Annotated in this window: 15 protein-coding genes; 7 read left to right on the forward strand and 8 right to left on the reverse strand. The window is 72.3% G+C overall.

The features are described 5' to 3' along the window. Nucleotides 1-135 precede the first annotated feature (135 nt). Nucleotides 136-2274 (forward strand): MMPL family transporter, encoded by a 2139-nt coding sequence (locus RLT58_RS26090; protein ID WP_311312797.1) that lies wholly within the window; start codon nt 136-138, stop codon nt 2272-2274. Between the two features lie 60 nt (nt 2275-2334). Here the strand turns inward: RLT58_RS26090 and RLT58_RS26095 are convergent, their stop codons facing one another. The 4 genes from RLT58_RS26095 to RLT58_RS26110 form a co-directional block, all read right to left on the reverse strand. Then, nucleotides 2335-2961, reverse strand: a complete 627-nt coding sequence (locus tag RLT58_RS26095) for a winged helix-turn-helix domain-containing protein (protein ID WP_311312798.1) — start codon at nt 2959-2961, stop codon at nt 2335-2337. 352 nt (nt 2962-3313) lie between these two features. Beyond that, nucleotides 3314-4348: a glutamine synthetase gene (gene glnII / locus RLT58_RS26100; protein ID WP_311312799.1), complete on the reverse strand. Its 1035-nt coding sequence runs from the start codon at nt 4346-4348 to the stop codon at nt 3314-3316. Between the two features lie 134 nt (nt 4349-4482). Further along, nucleotides 4483-5616, reverse strand: a complete 1134-nt coding sequence (locus RLT58_RS26105; RefSeq protein WP_311312800.1) for an ARPP-2 domain-containing protein — start codon at nt 5614-5616, stop codon at nt 4483-4485. After that, entirely contained in the window at nt 5613-7085 is a 1473-nt protein-coding gene (locus RLT58_RS26110; protein WP_311312801.1) for a hypothetical protein, read from the reverse strand. Before RLT58_RS26110 ends, RLT58_RS26105 begins: the two co-directional genes overlap by 4 nt. A 235-nt stretch (nt 7086-7320) precedes the next feature. On the opposite strand from RLT58_RS26110, the gene RLT58_RS26115 reads away from it, so the two are divergent. Beyond that, nucleotides 7321-8229 (forward strand): Gfo/Idh/MocA family protein, encoded by a 909-nt coding sequence (locus RLT58_RS26115; protein ID WP_311312802.1) that lies wholly within the window; start codon nt 7321-7323, stop codon nt 8227-8229. A 20-nt stretch (nt 8230-8249) separates the two neighbouring features. Here the strand turns inward: RLT58_RS26115 and RLT58_RS26120 are convergent, their stop codons facing one another. Continuing rightward, nucleotides 8250-8714 carry a MarR family winged helix-turn-helix transcriptional regulator gene (locus RLT58_RS26120; RefSeq protein WP_311314654.1) on the reverse strand — a complete coding sequence of 155 codons (465 nt, stop codon included), beginning with the start codon at nt 8712-8714 and terminating at the stop codon, nt 8250-8252. Nucleotides 8715-8781: 67 nt separating this feature from the next. On the opposite strand from RLT58_RS26120, the gene RLT58_RS26125 reads away from it, so the two are divergent. Continuing rightward, nucleotides 8782-9660 (forward strand): alpha/beta fold hydrolase, encoded by an 879-nt coding sequence (locus tag RLT58_RS26125; RefSeq protein WP_311312803.1) that lies wholly within the window; start codon nt 8782-8784, stop codon nt 9658-9660. 9 nt (nt 9661-9669) lie between these two features. Here RLT58_RS26125 and RLT58_RS26130 read toward each other — a convergent pair whose 3' ends face one another. Continuing rightward, on the reverse strand, nt 9670-10029 hold the full coding sequence (locus RLT58_RS26130) for an arsenate reductase family protein (protein ID WP_311312804.1): 360 nt from the start codon (nt 10027-10029) through the stop codon (nt 9670-9672). A 129-nt stretch (nt 10030-10158) separates the two neighbouring features. Here RLT58_RS26130 and RLT58_RS26135 point away from each other — a divergent pair, with 129 nt between their 5' ends. Continuing rightward, entirely contained in the window at nt 10159-10428 is a 270-nt protein-coding gene (locus RLT58_RS26135) for a hypothetical protein (RefSeq protein WP_311312805.1), read from the forward strand. A 58-nt stretch (nt 10429-10486) separates the two neighbouring features. Here RLT58_RS26135 and RLT58_RS26140 read toward each other — a convergent pair whose 3' ends face one another. Continuing rightward, the gene (locus tag RLT58_RS26140) at nt 10487-10927 is read right to left on the reverse strand and encodes a hypothetical protein (RefSeq protein ID WP_311312806.1); all 441 of its coding nucleotides are present in this window, start codon (nt 10925-10927) and stop codon (nt 10487-10489) included. A gap of 140 nt (nt 10928-11067) precedes the next feature. Here RLT58_RS26140 and RLT58_RS26145 point away from each other — a divergent pair, with 140 nt between their 5' ends. After that, nucleotides 11068-11553: an FxLYD domain-containing protein gene (locus tag RLT58_RS26145; RefSeq protein WP_311312807.1), complete on the forward strand. Its 486-nt coding sequence runs from the start codon at nt 11068-11070 to the stop codon at nt 11551-11553. A gap of 27 nt (nt 11554-11580) precedes the next feature. Then, entirely contained in the window at nt 11581-12141 is a 561-nt protein-coding gene (locus tag RLT58_RS26150; protein ID WP_311312808.1) for a hypothetical protein, read from the forward strand. Between the two features lie 282 nt (nt 12142-12423). Here the strand turns inward: RLT58_RS26150 and glnA are convergent, their stop codons facing one another. Further along, complete coding sequence (gene glnA, locus RLT58_RS26155) at nt 12424-13833, reverse strand: type I glutamate--ammonia ligase (RefSeq protein ID WP_311312809.1); 1410 nt, start codon at nt 13831-13833, stop codon at nt 12424-12426. A 287-nt stretch (nt 13834-14120) separates the two neighbouring features. Here glnA and RLT58_RS26160 point away from each other — a divergent pair, with 287 nt between their 5' ends. Then, complete coding sequence (locus RLT58_RS26160) at nt 14121-14588, forward strand: RDD family protein (RefSeq protein WP_311312810.1); 468 nt, start codon at nt 14121-14123, stop codon at nt 14586-14588. The last annotated feature ends 66 nt before the right edge of the window (nt 14589-14654 follow it).

Below are 14654 nucleotides of genomic sequence, written 5' to 3' on the forward strand. Positions count from 1 at the left end.
GTACCCAGCACCACCCCCGCGACCTCGCCCTATGTCGCTCGGAGCGGGGGGTTCGGCGGCTGGGGCGGCGGGCGGCACCTTCCTAGATTCGAGGTGCATCGTCGGACCTCACAACCAACAGGGGGCGAACCCGCCATGAGGCGTAACCTCGCGGCACGTATCGGTGTGTGGAGCGCACACCACCGCAAGACGGCCATTCTCGGCTGGCTGCTCTTCGTCGTACTCGCCGCGGGCATCGGCGGCGCGTCGGGCATGGTCGAGATGACCGACGCGGAGAACGGGGCGGGCGACTCGGCCCGCGCCGAACAGCTCCTCTCCGACGCGGGCCTGGCCCACCGCGCCGGTGAACTGGTCATGGTGTCGTCGGCCGAGCCGGACGGCTGGCGGGCCGCGGCGCGCGAGCTGACCGAGGCCCTGGGGAAGACCGGCGAGGTGACGGACCTCGCGGCGCCGGTCCCCTCCAAGGACGGCAAGGACGCGCTGGTCACCTTCGCGATGAAGGGCGACGCGGACACCGCGGCCGACCGGGTGCAGCCCGTCCTGGACGCGGTGGCCGGTGTCCGGGACCACCGTGAGGACGTCACGGTCCAGCAGTTCGGCGACGCCAGCGCCGGCAAGTGGCTCGGCGACCTGCTCGCCGACGACTTCAAGAAGGCCGAGTTCACCGCCGTACCGCTGGCGCTCGGCATCCTGCTGGTCGCCTTCGGCGCGGTCGTGGCGGCCCTGCTGCCCGTGGGGCTCGCGCTCACCGCGTGCATGGCCGCCTTCGGTCTGCTGTCGCTCGCCAGCCACCAGCTGCACCTGTTCCAGACCACGTACTCCGTGATGTTCCTGATGGGCTTCGCCGTCGGCGTCGACTACTGCCTCTTCTACCTGCGGCGCGAGCGCGACGAGCGGGCGGCCGGGCGCGACGCCGAGACCGCCCTGCGGATCGCCGCGGCGACCAGCGGCCGGGCCGTGCTCGTCTCCGGGCTGACCGTCATGGTGGCCATGGCCGGCATGTTCCTGTCCGGACTGCTGCTCTTCAAGGGCTTCGCCCTCGCCACGATCACCGTCGTCTGCATCGCCATGCTGGGCTCCGTCACCGTGCTGCCCGCGCTGCTGTCCTGGCTGGGCGACCGGATCGACGCCGGACGGGTGCCGCTGCTGAACCGGCGCGGCAAGCGGGGCAGGAAGGAGAGCGGCCGGCTCGCCGGGAAGCTGCTGCGGCCCGTGCTGGCCAAGCCGAAGTTCTTCGCCGCCGCCTCCGTCCTCGTCCTGCTGGCGCTCGCCGCGCCCGCCCTGGGCATGAAGACCGAGTCGCTCGGCCTGGAGAAGCAGTTCGGCTCCGACTCCGCCCTGTCCGTCGCCTACCGGAACATCAGCGATACCTTCCCCGGCGGCCCCGCCCCGGCCCAGGTGGTCGTCGAGGCCGACGACATCCAGGCGCCTGCCGTACGCAAGGCGCTCGCCGGGTTCGACGGGGTGACCGTCCACAAGGCGCGGAACATCGCGGAGATCGAGGTGCCGCTGCCCGGCGGCGCGGCCGATCTGGACGGGCTGCGCGAGGACCGGCTGCCGGCCGCGTTCGACGGCACGGGCGCCCGGGCCTATGTCACCGGTGAGGTGGCCGGGTCGGCCGACTTCAACGACCAGCTGAAGCGCGGCATCGTGCCGGTCTTCCTCTTCGTCACCGCCGTGACCTTCCTGCTGATGCTGTTCTGCTTCCGCTCCTACGTCATCGCCGTGACCTCGATCCTGCTCAACCTGCTCTCCGTGGCCGCCGCCTACGGGGTGATGACCGCCGTCTTCCAGCACGGCTGGGGCGCCTCGCTGATCGGCTCCGAGGGGGTCGGCGCGATCGAGTCCTGGATGCCGCTGTTCGTCCTGGTGGTCCTGTTCGGGCTCTCGATGGACTACCACGTCTTCGTGGTCTCCCGGATCCGCGAGGCCCACGGCCGGGGCCTGGACACCCGGGCCGCGATCGACGAGGGCATCCGGCGCACGGCCGGTGCGGTGACCGGTGCGGCCGTGATCATGGTGGCGGTGTTCTCGGTCTTCGGGACGCTGTCCATGCAGGACATGCAGCAGATGGGCGTCGGCCTGGCCGTCGCGGTGCTGCTGGACGCCACGGTCGTACGGATGGTGCTGCTGCCCTCCGCGATGGCGCTGCTGGGCGAGCGCAACTGGCGCACCCCGCGCGGCCTCTCCCGGCTGCCGAGCCTGGACCACAGCGAACCGGAGCCCGCACCCCTCGCGGCGACGGCCCCGGTCGGAACGGGCCCGCGCGGCTGACGGCACACACACGTGGGGCCCGGTTCCGGTACACACCGGAACCGGGCCCCACGTCCTGTCTCAGGGCGCGTACTTGTAACCCACGCGCCGCACCGTCTGGATCGACCGGCGGTGCTCGGCGCCCAGCTTCCGGCGCAGCCGGGCGATGTGGACGTCGACGGTGCGCCCGTCGCCCACGTGTCCGTAACCCCAGACCGTGGTCACCAGCTGGTCGCGGGTGTGCACCCGGTGCGGGTGCGCCACCAGGTGGGCCAGGAGTTCGAACTCCAGGTAGGTCAGGTCGAGGGTGTTCCCGTTCACCGATGCGGTGCGCTGGACGGAGTCGATACGGACCGGTCCGGTCCCCGCCTCCTCCAGCACCTCCGGAGCGGCGAACCGGCCCGCCTTGGCGACATCGGCGGCCGCGGCCGCGAAGGCCGGCTGCTGGTCGGCGGGGACGAGCACCAGATAGCCGACCATCGGCGGGCGGCCCGGCAGCGCCGGCAGGGTGTGCTGGGGCGCGGGCAGCCAGGTCGCGCCCGGCGTCAGGAACGCCGACACATCGGCCGGCTGGACGACCTCGTCAGGGGCGACGGCACGCAGTCGGTGCCGGTTGGGAGAGGGGGGACGAGCGGAAGCGGTCGCAGCGGCCGCCGGCTGCGCTGCGGTGGCAGCGGCTGCGGCGGAGAAAGTACGAGTGTTCGCCATGGGGGTCAGCTCTTTCGCGCGAAGGAGTCGTCTGTGGACGGACTTGCTACGTGCGCGCGGACCGAAGACCGGGGTGAGCGGCTTTAGGGGGCCAGCGCGTTCAACGCGCGGCAACACACCCGGTCGAAGTCGTGGTGCTGACGGGAAGGCCAGAAGGGCTCGAGGTCGCTGCGACCTGTCGAGGAGTGCGGGTAGCTGGCCATGCCCCCATTGAACCAGAGAACAGGACCCCGGAGCAGACTTCTCTCAGCCGTCGATACGGACCCTTTGCGTTACGTTCCTCACCTCGGGCACGCGCGGAGGCGCCCACCGGCAGTGCGGTGGGCGCCTCTTGTGCGTGTGCGGGGCCGGATCAGACCTGGTCGGCCTTCTCCAGCGCGGTGCAGCAGGTGTCGACGATCAGCCGCGTGACGACGTACGGGTCGACGTTGGCGTTCGGGCGGCGGTCCTCGATGTAGCCCTTGCGGTCCTGCTCGACCTGCCACGGGATGCGGACCGAGGCGCCGCGGTTGGAGACGCCGTAGCTGTACTCGTTCCACGGGGCGGTCTCGTGCAGACCGGTCAGACGGTCGTCGATGCCCGCGCCGTAGTTCTTGACGTGGTCCATCGGCTTCGAGCCCTCGCCGAGCGACTCGCACGCGGTGATGATCGCGTCGTAGCCCTCGCGCATCGCCTTGGTGGAGAAGTTGGTGTGCGCGCCCGCGCCGTTCCAGTCGCCCTTGACCGGCTTCGGGTCGAGGGTCGCGGAGACGTTGAAGTCCTCGGCGGTGCGGTAGAGCAGCCAGCGGGCGATCCACAGCTGGTCGGAGACCTCCAGCGGGGAGAGCGGGCCCACCTGGAACTCCCACTGGCCGGGCATGACCTCGGCGTTGATGCCCGAGATGCCCAGGCCCGCCTTCAGGCAGTTGTCGAGGTGCTTCTCGACGATCTGGCGGCCGAAGATCTCGTCCGCGCCGACACCGCAGTAGTAGCCGCCCTGCGCGGCCGGGAAGCCGCCCTCCGGGAAGCCGAGCGGGCGGTGGCCGTCGAAGAAGGTGTACTCCTGCTCGATGCCGAAGATCGGCTCCTGGCCGGCGAACTGCTCGGCGACCGGGCGGAGTCCGGCCCGGGTGTTGGACTCGTGCGGAGTCATGTCGATGTTGAAGACCTCGCACAGGACCAGGACGTCGTCGCCGCCGCGGATCGGGTCCGGACACGTGAAGACCGGCTTCAGCACCCGGTCGGAGGCGTGGCCCTCGGCCTGGTTGGTGCTCGAACCGTCGAAGCCCCAGATGGGCAGCTCCGCCACGTCGGACGACGGGGTACCGGGCATGATCTTGGTCTTCGAACGGAGCTTGGCGGTCGGCTCGGTGCCGTCGATCCAGATGTACTCAGCCTTGAACGTCACGGAAGCCATCCTTTGCGGGTGCTGCGGTCTATGCAGCGCAGCTTCGCAAGACGCGATTTCCCGACCGTTGCTCCGGTGTGAACCCCGTGTTACCGAGGTTTCCTGCGAAAGACGGGCCTGTTGCGAAGGCTCCTTCACAGCTCCCGGTGCCGCAGCAGCGACTCGAATCCGGCGGCCCGGATCCGCGCCCTCAGCTCCTTCTCACCGGTGCCCAGGGCCTGCGCGGCGAGCGGCAGCCGCCAGTCCGCGTCGTCCAGCCGGTGCAGCAGATGGCCGCGCCGGACCTGCGCCTCGGAGAGCCGGAACGTCTTCAGATAGGCGACCTGCCCCTTGTGGTCGGTGATCGTCTCGCCGATGTGCTGCCCGCCCCGGTCGCGCAGGAACGGCGGCAGGAACCGCCACAGTGTGAACGCCCCCATCCGGTACACCCGCTCGAAGCCGTACGAGCTGTCCAGCAGCTCCCGCGCGAACAGGGTGTCGTGCGCCTCGGCCCACTCCCGCTCCTGCTCCCGCGCGGCCGCCCGCAGCGCGGCGAGCGTCCGCAGCCCGGGCCCGTCCGCGATCCGCGCCCCGAACTCCGGCACCGGCGCCCCGTACATCGCGTACTGGTGGACCAGCTCCCCGTACAGGTCCTCGATCAGCGTCGGGTGGAGCAGCCGGTAGTCGCCGGGATGCGGCACCACGAAGGCGGCGGCGAGCGTGTCGGCGGCGTAGACCATCACCCCGCACTGTCCGGGGTGGATCTCGAAGGTGCGCAGCGCGTCCCCGAGCCCGCGCACCGACCACCCCATGTACGCGTCCTCGCCGCGCGGCGAGAGCCCGTCGCGCAGCGCCCGGCGCGACCACTCCTCCCAGGCGGTCGACGGACCGCCGAAGTGCAGCGCGAGATAGCCCTCCAGCGCCAGATGCAGCGGCAGGAAGCGCAGCCGGTCCCCGGGCTGCCGCTTGGCCAGCCGGTGGTGGCGGTGGCGCGGCAGCTTCATCGTCCGGGGCGGGGCACCCTCGCCGCCGGGCCCGGCCAGCTGCGTACCGTACGTGGCCGAGCGCGCCCCCTCGCCCGACCAGTCGGCGACGAACCCGTGCGGGATGTACGAGGTGTAGTGGGCACGCGGACCCACCTCGACCACCGCCGGACCGTCCGCCGCGTACACCTCGCGGTGCAGGCGGAGTCCCTCGACCGGCTTCTCCCGCACCAGCGGCACCAGCCGGATCCCGCCCCACACCTGGGCCGGGCGGGCGGTGAGACCGTTCAGTTCGAGCCTGTTCACCGCGCGCCTCCCGGCCGTCCGTCGTCCACGAACCGGGCGACCTGCCGGTCCAGATAGGCGTGCAGCTCGGCGGGGCCGGTGCGCCCCTCGGAGAACTGGGCGATCTCCACCAGCGCCGGCAGGTCCTCGGCATCCCGGATGCCGGCCGTCGGCACGCTAGGGGACAGCCGCCGGACGTCGAAACCGGCCGCGTCGTATACAGGGTTCACATGCACCACGGCGGTGCGCCGGTCCGGATCCAGCCGGGTCCGCCACACCCGCAGCACCTCGCCCGCGAGCCCCGGCGGGGCGTTGTCCCAGCCGTCCGAGACGATGACCAGCCGCTCCGGGCCGTGCCCGAGCGCGTCCAGGATCCGGGTGCCCAGCGGGGTCGGCCCCGACGGCCCGACCAGCAGCGGATCGCGCGCACCCGAGGTCCACAGCGGAACGCACGCGCCGGGCGCCGCCAGCGCCTCCAGCAGGAAGTGGCAGGCCAGCGCCACGGCGAGCGGCCGGCGCCGCTTCTCGCCGGAGCCCGACGAGGAGTAGCTGTCGTCCAGGACCGCCGCGACCCGCCCCCAGCTCCCGGCGTGCGGCCCGGCCGCGCGACGGGCCGAGGCGCGCAGCGCCGGCACCAGCTCCGCGCGATGACGGCCGCGCGCCTCCCGCTCCAGCGACAGGACGTACAGGGCGAGCCGGGTCAGCGGCATCACGGTCAGATCGACGCCCCCGGGCAGCTCTGCCGGGTCCGCCACCGTGCGCCGGCCCTGGGTGCGCAGCCGCTCCAGCCGCGTCATCCGGGGCACCATCCGCGCCACGAACGCCTCGCGCTTCATACCGTGCCGCGCCGCGAAGCCCTCGGCGACGGTGAAGGGCAGCTCGTCGACGGCACCCTGCTCGTAGTGGGCCCGGCGCCAGGCGTCGAGCAGCCGGTGCTCGTAACGCGGCAGCTTCCCCGGCCGGAACAGGAACGCGCCCAGCTCGCCGTCGGGCGCGGTGCCGCCGTCGAGCCGCAGATGGGCGTGGCGCGCGGCTGTCTTCAGGCCCGCGCGGTACTTCACCGCGTCGTGCGCCGGATCCGGCCGCGCCGCCAGCCAGTCGCGCATGATCGCCCGGGTGCGCCGGTTGTTGACCTTGGCCGCCCGCAGCTCCCGGAACAGCCGGTAGACCCGCTGCGGCGGCAGCTTCGCCAGCCGGGCGGCGATGAGCCGCCCCTCGGTGCGCCTCTCCTCGGCGGACGCGTCGGCGGCGTGCTCCAGCAGGCCCCGCACGATCCGCACGGCGTTGTGGTCGTTGATGTCCAGGGCGAGCGAAGCCGCGTACACCCGGCGGTAGTTGATCCGTACGTACGCGTGCAGGAAGTCCAGCGAGAGCTGCTGGTGCCCGGCGCCGGAGTGGAACTCGCGCTGGCCCGTCGCGGTGACGGCCGCGTTGACGAACAGCAGCACGTCCTCGGCGGCGATGAGATCGGCGTACGTCTCGGTCGTCATGATGCGTCCCCCGTGGTGTTCCGCGCGGCGGTGCGCGCACACGGAAGCCGGCCGGGGAATGGGGGCGCGAGCAGCGAAATGTTTGCTTCATAGGCAAGTCCCGGAAGTCGCACCGGAGTCCCGCGGCCGGCCCCGTCAACGTAACCGAACGGCCGCGCGTCCTGCCACCGCATTCGGCCGGGTACGCGAGGGGAGGGGCGCCCGGGCGGCGGGGCGCACCGGGCACACTGGACCCATGACGACCTCCGCGAACCCCCTGCGCATCGGCCTGGCCGGTACGGGCCCCTGGGCCCGCAACACCCAGGCACCCGCCCTCGCCGCCCACCCGGGCGCCGTACTCAGCGGGGTGTGGGGGCGGCGGGCCGAGGCCGCCGGGGAGCTGGCCGCCGCGCACGGCGTCACCGCTTACACCGGTGATGCCGGGCTCGACGAGCTGTTCGCCGCGAGCGACGCCGTCGCGTTCGCCCTGCCGCCCGACGTCCAGGCTCCGCTGGCCGCCCGCGCCGCCTCGGCCGGCTGCCATCTGCTGATGGACAAGCCCGTCGCCACGACCGTGGCCGGCGCCCGCGAGGTGGCCGAGGCCGCCGAGCAGGCCCGGGTGGCCTCGATCGTGTTCTGCACGCTGCGGTTCGCGCCGGAGACCGCCGCCTGGATCGCCGAACAGGAGGCGGTGGGCGACTGGTTCACGGCCCGCGCGGACTGGATCGGCGCCCTGTGGGCTCCCGGCGCGGACAGCGAGTACGCCGCGTCCCCCTGGCGCCACGAGAAGGGCGGGCTCTGGGACGTCGGCCCGCACGCGCTCTCGGTCCTGATCCCGGTCCTGGGCGACGTCACCGCGCTCACCGCGTCCCGTGGCCCCGCCGACGCCCACCACCTCCTGCTGCGCCACACCTCCGGCGCCTCCAGCACGGTGACGCTCGCCCTGGGCGCGCCGCCTGCCGCGGCAGGCGTGGAGGTCCAGCTCAGGGGCGGCCGGGGCATCGCCTCGCTGCCGCGCTGGGACGGCGCGGTCGGCGCCTTCGGGGCGGCGGTGGACGCGCTGATCGCATCGGTGCGCACGGGGGAGCCGCACCCGTGCGACGTACGGTTCGGCCTGCGGCTGACCGAGCTGCTCGCGGAGGCCGAGGCGCAGGCGGGAGGCTGACCCCGGGCGGCGGGGCCGGCTCAGCCCGGCCCCGCGCCCTCCGGCTCCGAGACCGCCGCGAGGAATCCGTCCAGAAAGCGGCGCACGGCGGCGACCTCACCCGCGTCGAACTCCCGCAGCAGCGCGACCGCGCTCCCGATCACCGGCCCGAACGCCGCCCACCCCAGCTCCACCGCGCCCGGCGTCACGGTCAGCAGCACCCGCCGCCGGTCCCGGGGGTCGCGGGTGCGGGTCAGATGGCCCAGCCGCTCCAGCCGGCCGATCAGCGAGGTGGTCCCCGCCGAGTTGAGCCCGAGTTCGGCGCCGAGCCGGCCGGGGGTGGCCTCGGTCCCGCTCCGCTCCGCGTCGAGCAAACACACCAGGGCCCGTACATCGGTCGGATGCATGCCGTGCCGGGCCGCGAACTCCGCCTGGCGCAGGCCGAATTCCGTCGTGACCCTGCGCAGCAAGTGGACGATCTCCAGCTCCGGACCCTGCTCGCTCATCTCCGCCTCCTCCTCTATTATCTCGCTCAGCGAGATAATAGAGGTGTACGGAGTCCAGGGAGCACCCATGACATCCACCCCGCCCCCGCCCGCCGACGCGGCCTTCCTCGCCGCGTACGACGAGGTCGTCGCGGCCACCTGGCCGGCCGGCACCACGCCGACCCCCGTCCCCACCCCGTACGGCACCACCCATGTCAACAGCTACGGCCCCGAGGACGCCCCGCCCCTCGTCCTGCTGCCGGGCGGCGGCGCGACCTCCACCGTCTGGTACGCCCAGGCCGCGGCCCTGGGCCGCACCCGGCGGGTCCACGCGGTCGACCTCGTGGGCGAGCCGGGACGCAGCACGCCGGGGGAGCGGCCGATCCGCACCGCGGCCGACCTGAACGCCTGGCTCGACGCGGTGCTGGACGGCCTGGGCGCGGACTCCACCGCGCTGTGCGGCCATTCGTACGGCGGCTGGATCGCCCTTCACCACGCCCTGCACGCACCCGGGCGCGTGAGCGGACTGATCCTCGTCGACCCGACCGGCTGCTTCACGGGCTTCCGCCCCGGCTATCTGCTGCACGCGCTGCCGATGCTGATCCGCCCGACCGCCGCCCGGACCCGGGCCTTCCTGGAGTGGGAGACGGACCACGCACCGCTCGACCCGGCGTGGCTGCGGCTGCGCGAGGCGGCGGCGGACTTCCCCTCGGCGCGCCCGGTCACCGGCCCCCGCCCGTCACCCGAGGCCCTGGGCGCGCTCACCGTACCGACCCTGATCGTCCTCGCCGGCAGGAGCCGCGCGCATCACGCCTCCCGGGTGGCGGACGCCGCGCACCGCCTGCTGCCGCACGCAAAGACGGCGGTCCTGCCCGCCGCCACCCACCACACCCTGCCGCTGGACGCGGCGACGGCCCCCGAACTCACCGAAGCGATAGGGAAGTTCCTGGGCGCGCGGGCGGAGTGAGCGCGTCCCTCAGCGCCCCATCGCGTCCCGGACCGCCTCGTCGGTGCGGGCGACCACGGCGGTGCCGTCCCCGGCCGTGATGATCGGTCGCTGGATCAGCCCGGGGTGCTCGGCGAGGGCGGTGATCCACCGCTCCCGCGAGGCCGCCTCGCGCGGCCACTCCCTGAGCCCCAGCTCCTTCGCGTCAGCCTCCTGCGTCCGCGTGATGTCCCACGGTTCCAGCCCCAGCCGGTCGAGCACGGTCCGGATCTCGTCCGGCGACGGCACGTCCTCCAGGTAGCGCCGGACGGTGTAGCCGGCGCCCTCGGCGTCGAGCAGCCGCACCGCGCTGCGGCACTTGGAACAGGCGGGATTGATCCAGATCTCCATGCGGCCAAAGGTACGCGATGGACCCGCGAAAACCCCTCTGGCCAGGGGCGATTGTCAGTGGGGGGCAGTAGAATAGGGGTAGTTCGTGAGGGTTCCGCAGAGCTCCGCCACCCCGCCAGGAGGTTGCCCATGGCCGTTGCCGCAGTCACGACCGAGCCGCTCCACAAGCCCCTTGGGAAGAAGCCGCTCCCCGCCGGCCACCCCCGTGAGTGGTACGTCTCCCACAACCGCCGGCTCAAGGCGATGCGCCTAACGATCGCCCTGCTCGACACGGGCGTCTACCACCCGTCGAGCGCGAGCAACGCCCGGATACGCACGACCGCCGACCGCCTCGGCATCCACCCGCCGTCCGACACCACCTGCCGCATGGTCCGCGCGCTCATCCGCTACGGCCGCTGACCCGGCCACCACCACCGACCGCGCCGCGCCCCCGGAGGCCCGGGGGCGTGGCCGCGTCTCAGAACCCGTCGCACCTGGCGGTGGCGAACGCGCCGGAGGCCCGCGCGGTCCGGTGCGTACCGTCGTCCACCGTCACCGCGCAAGCGACCTCGCCCCCCGACCGCCCGAGGCGGACGACGAACGAACCGCCGCTCATGAACCCCCTGGTGTCCAGCTCCCCGGCCCACGGCAGGGACCGCAGGGTCAGCCGGCCGGTCGACAGCTCCTTGTCCCGCCAGGTGCTGTAGGTGAGCGTCACGTCCTCGGCGGTGCCGGTGACCTCGTACCGGATGTGCACGGTCCGCGAGCCCTCGGCGGAGATCCGGTGGGACAGTACGGCGGAGACGGCGCCCGCGGCGAGGGCCAGCAGGACGGCGATCATCAGCAGCACCCACGGCCACAGCCGCCGCCGAGGGGGCGACGGCGGGACCGGCTCCTCGGAGGTCGACGGCTCGCTCATCCCTCCAGACTCGACCGCCCCGCGCGACCCCGCGACCCCACAGCCCCGCTCCCTCACCCATCCGGCCCGCACGGCATGCGCCCGCACCCGCGGCCCCCTTGACTCGGCAGGACAGGTGCGGGCCGGGACTGGGAGACACGATGACGGGACGAGGCGTACGGGGCGCGGGCGCGGTGCTGGTAGCGATGATCGTCGCGGCGACGGCCACGGCCTGCTCGGACGACGGGGACAGCGCGTCCAGCACGGCGTCCAAGGCGGCTTCGGCGGCCTCCTCGCTGGCGTCCCGGGGCACCGACGCGGTCGCCTCGGCGACGGCGGCGGCCGGTGACAAGCTGAACAGCATCAAGGACGGGGTGAACGCGAGCGGCGACGTCACGGTCGGCGCCCCTGACACCGACGAGGACGGCCGCGCCACCGCGAAGATCACCGTCCGCAACGGCACCGACGCCGCCCGCTCCTACGCGGTGCAGATCAACTTCCGCGACGAGAACGGCAATCTGCTCGACACCTCCGTGGTCACGGTCGACGACGTGCCCGCCAAGGGCAGCAAGGACGCCACGGCCCGCAGCAACCGCAAGCTGGAGGGCGACGTCAAGACCGAGGTGGGCAAGGCCCTGCGCCACTGACCCGGCGGGCCGGATACGATCCCGCCCATGCGCCTTGAGGACCAACTGGCCGCCCTCGCGGACCTGGGACTGCCGCTCGCGGCCGGCCGGACCGTGGACGAGCTGCTGTACTCGTGGCCCAGGGAGGCGTACGAGCGCAAGCCGTTCGACCAGCTGCTGTTCACCCTGGGCTGCGCGGTCGAGGCGGAGCCGTGGGACCGGTGGTTCTGCGACCGCGCCTGGCACTTCGACACCGAGTGCGTCCGGGGCCGCGGTTCGTACGTGACGCTCGCCCGCCGGCTCAGCCGCATCACCGGCCGCCCGGACGCCCTGACCGACCTGCGCGACCACGTCGACCTCGGCACGGAGGAGGCATGGCTCGCGTACACGGCCGACGGCCGCCGGATCACCTGGCCCATCGAGGTCCGGGACGACTGGGCCGACCTGATGGTGGTCGGCTACCTCATGGACGAACTGGAACACGGCAGGTCCCGCTTCCATGTCCGCCACAACGGCCAGGCGATGACGCTCTTCTACCTCGACACCGACGCGGCGGAACGCCTCAACACCCTGACCGGCGAGGAGACGGTGGCGCCGTTCCCGGGGTAGGGACCTCGCAGCCGGCGCACGAACTCCGGAGGGGGAGCGACAGGGCCGGTGTCAGTGCCCTGCCGCCTTCACGGCGGCGTCGATGGCCTTGGCCAGTTCCGGTGTCAGCCTGCTCTCGCTGATCCAGCCGTCGTCCCAGGGGCCGGCCAGCTCCTTATGCAGGTCTTGGTGTCCTCCGACTGGCCTTCGTCGACCCCACGCGGGCGGCCCGGCAGTGGCCGCTCACGGCGAAGGCCGCCGCACCCGGGCGGGTGCGGCGGCCTTTGTGGCGGTGTCCGCGGCCTAGAGGTCGAAGTACAGCTCGAACTCGTGCGGGTGCGGGCGCAGCTGGATCGGGGCGATCTCGTGGGTGCGCTTGTAGTCGATCCACGTCTCGATCAGGTCGGACGTGAAGACGCCGCCGGCCTGGAGGTACTCGTTGTCCGCCTCGAGGGCATCGAGGACCGCCGGGAGGGACGTCGGGACCTGCTGGACGTTGGCGTGCTCCTCGGGAGCCAGCTCGTAGAGGTCCTTGTCGATCGGCTCGGCCGGCTCGATCTTGTTCTTGACGCCGTCCAGGCCGGCCATCAGGAGGGCCGAGAACGCCAGGTACGGGTTGGACGACGGGTCCGGGGCGCGGAACTCGACGCGCTTGGCCTTCGGGTTGGAGCCCGTGATCGGGATACGCATCGCGGCGGAGCGGTTGCGCTGCGAGTACACCATGTTGACCGGGGCCTCGAAGCCGGGGACCAGGCGGTGGTAGGAGTTCACCGTCGGGTTGGTGAAGGCCAGCAGCGACGGGGCGTGCTTCAGGATGCCGCCGATGTAGTAGCGGGCGATGTCCGAGAGGCCCGCGTAGCCCTGCTCGTCGTAGAACAGCGGGGAGCCGCCGGACCACAGGGACTGGTGGACGTGCATGCCCGAGCCGTTGTCACCGAAGATCGGCTTCGGCATGAAGGTCGCGGTCTTGCCGTTGCGCCAGGCGACGTTCTTCACGATGTACTTGAAGAGCATCAGGTCGTCGGCCGCGGCGAGCAGCGTGTTGAACTTGTAGTTGATCTCCGCCTGGCCGGCGGTGCCGACCTCGTGGTGCTGGCGCTCGACCTGGAGGCCGTTCTTGTCCAGCTCCAGGGAGATCTCGGCACGCAGGTCGGCGAAGTGGTCGACCGGCGGGGTCGGGAAGTAGCCGCCCTTGTAGCGGACCTTGTAACCGCGGTTGTTCTCCTCCGACCCGGTGTTCCAGGCGCCGGCCTCGGAGTCGATGTGGTAGAAGCTCTCGTTCGCCGACGTCTGGAAGCGGACGTTGTCGAAGACGTAGAACTCGGCCTCGGGGCCGAAGTACGCGGTGTCGGCGATGCCGGTGGAGGCGAGGTAGGCCTCGGCCTTCTTGGCCACGTTCCGCGGGTCACGGCTGTACTGCTCGCCGGTGATCGGGTCGTGGATGAAGAAGTTGATGTTGACGGTCTTGTCGCGGCGGAACGGGTCGACACGGGCGGTCGACAGGTCCGCGCGGAGCGCCATGTCGGACTCGTGGATGGCCTGGAAGCCGCGGATCGACGAGCCGTCGAAGGCAAGCTCGTCGCTCGGGTCGAAGACCGCCGCCGGGATGGTGAAGTGCTGCATCACACCGGGCAGGTCGCAGAACCGGACGTCGATGAACTTGACGTCTTCGTCGGCGATGTACTTCTTCACGTCGTCGGCGTTCTGGAACATCCAACTCCTCCTACTCCCGGCCCGGGAGGGACGGGGTTGCAGCTCGTGGTGTGGCCAGTGCGGTGGCACACGCTGGACCCGACCATAGGCAGACGGGATTTCTCAAGCATGACCCATTTGTTTCGCCGAAGTTAACCGAGCCGGGTGCGGGCGGCATCCCAGGGGCGTTCGAAAACGGCTCCCGCGCTGGTTCCGCGCGGGTTCCGGGCCGGTTTCGCGGGGGTGTCCGAAGAGTGGGACAGCACCCGCCGGGGAGGCATTCCGGGCGGGCGCAGTACCGTGGTCGGGTGGACAACAGGCAAGCAATCGGATCGTGGCTCTCCGGGCCGCGCGCGGCGGCCGAGGAGATGGGCGCCGACTTCGGGTACCGGGGCAAACGGCTCGGGCTTCCCGAGCAGGGGCCGGGCTCCATCGCCCCGCTCGGCCGGCGCTTCGGCGCCCTCTTCGTCGACTGGGCCCTGTGCCTGCTGATCGCATACGGGCTGTTCGCTCGCGGTGACCAGCAGGCGGCGGGCAACTGGGCGCTCGGCATCTTCCTCGTCCTGAGCGTGCTCACCGTCGGCACGATCGGCTGCACGCCGGGCAAGCGCATCCTGGGCATCAAGGTCGTCGCCGAGGAGGGCGGCCGGCTGGGGTCCGGACGGGTCCTGGTGCGCAGCCTGCTGCTGTGCCTGGCGATCCCCGCCCTGGTCTGGGACCGCGACGGCCGCGGCCTGCACGACCGCCTCGCCCGCGCCGTCCAGGTCCGGATCTGAGACGCACACACGAAGAGGGCGGGCCGTGAACCCACTGGGTTCACGGCCCGCCCTCTTTGCCTGCGT

The organism is Streptomyces sp. ITFR-16 (genome assembly GCF_031844705.1).
GTDB lineage: Bacteria > Actinomycetota > Actinomycetes > Streptomycetales > Streptomycetaceae > Streptomyces.

Excerpts from the sequence above, each read along its gene's own strand:
- RLT58_RS26145 (WP_311312807.1), top strand. The coding sequence starts at position 11,068 with ATGACGGGACGAGGCGTACGGGGCGCGGGCGCGGTGCTGGTAGCGATG.
- RLT58_RS26115 (WP_311312802.1), top strand. The coding sequence starts at position 7,321 with ATGACGACCTCCGCGAACCCCCTGCGCATCGGCCTGGCCGGTACGGGC.
- RLT58_RS26150 (WP_311312808.1), top strand. The coding sequence starts at position 11,581 with ATGCGCCTTGAGGACCAACTGGCCGCCCTCGCGGACCTGGGACTGCCG.
- RLT58_RS26140 (WP_311312806.1), bottom strand. The coding sequence starts at position 10,927 with ATGAGCGAGCCGTCGACCTCCGAGGAGCCGGTCCCGCCGTCGCCCCCT.
- RLT58_RS26130 (WP_311312804.1), bottom strand. The coding sequence starts at position 10,029 with ATGGAGATCTGGATCAATCCCGCCTGTTCCAAGTGCCGCAGCGCGGTG.
- RLT58_RS26095 (WP_311312798.1), bottom strand. The coding sequence starts at position 2,961 with ATGGCGAACACTCGTACTTTCTCCGCCGCAGCCGCTGCCACCGCAGCG.
- RLT58_RS26120 (WP_311314654.1), bottom strand. The coding sequence starts at position 8,714 with ATGAGCGAGCAGGGTCCGGAGCTGGAGATCGTCCACTTGCTGCGCAGG.
- RLT58_RS26135 (WP_311312805.1), top strand. The coding sequence starts at position 10,159 with ATGGCCGTTGCCGCAGTCACGACCGAGCCGCTCCACAAGCCCCTTGGG.
- RLT58_RS26090 (WP_311312797.1), top strand. The coding sequence starts at position 136 with ATGAGGCGTAACCTCGCGGCACGTATCGGTGTGTGGAGCGCACACCAC.
- glnA (WP_311312809.1), bottom strand. The coding sequence starts at position 13,833 with ATGTTCCAGAACGCCGACGACGTGAAGAAGTACATCGCCGACGAAGAC.
- RLT58_RS26110 (WP_311312801.1), bottom strand. The coding sequence starts at position 7,085 with ATGACGACCGAGACGTACGCCGATCTCATCGCCGCCGAGGACGTGCTG.
- RLT58_RS26125 (WP_311312803.1), top strand. The coding sequence starts at position 8,782 with ATGACATCCACCCCGCCCCCGCCCGCCGACGCGGCCTTCCTCGCCGCG.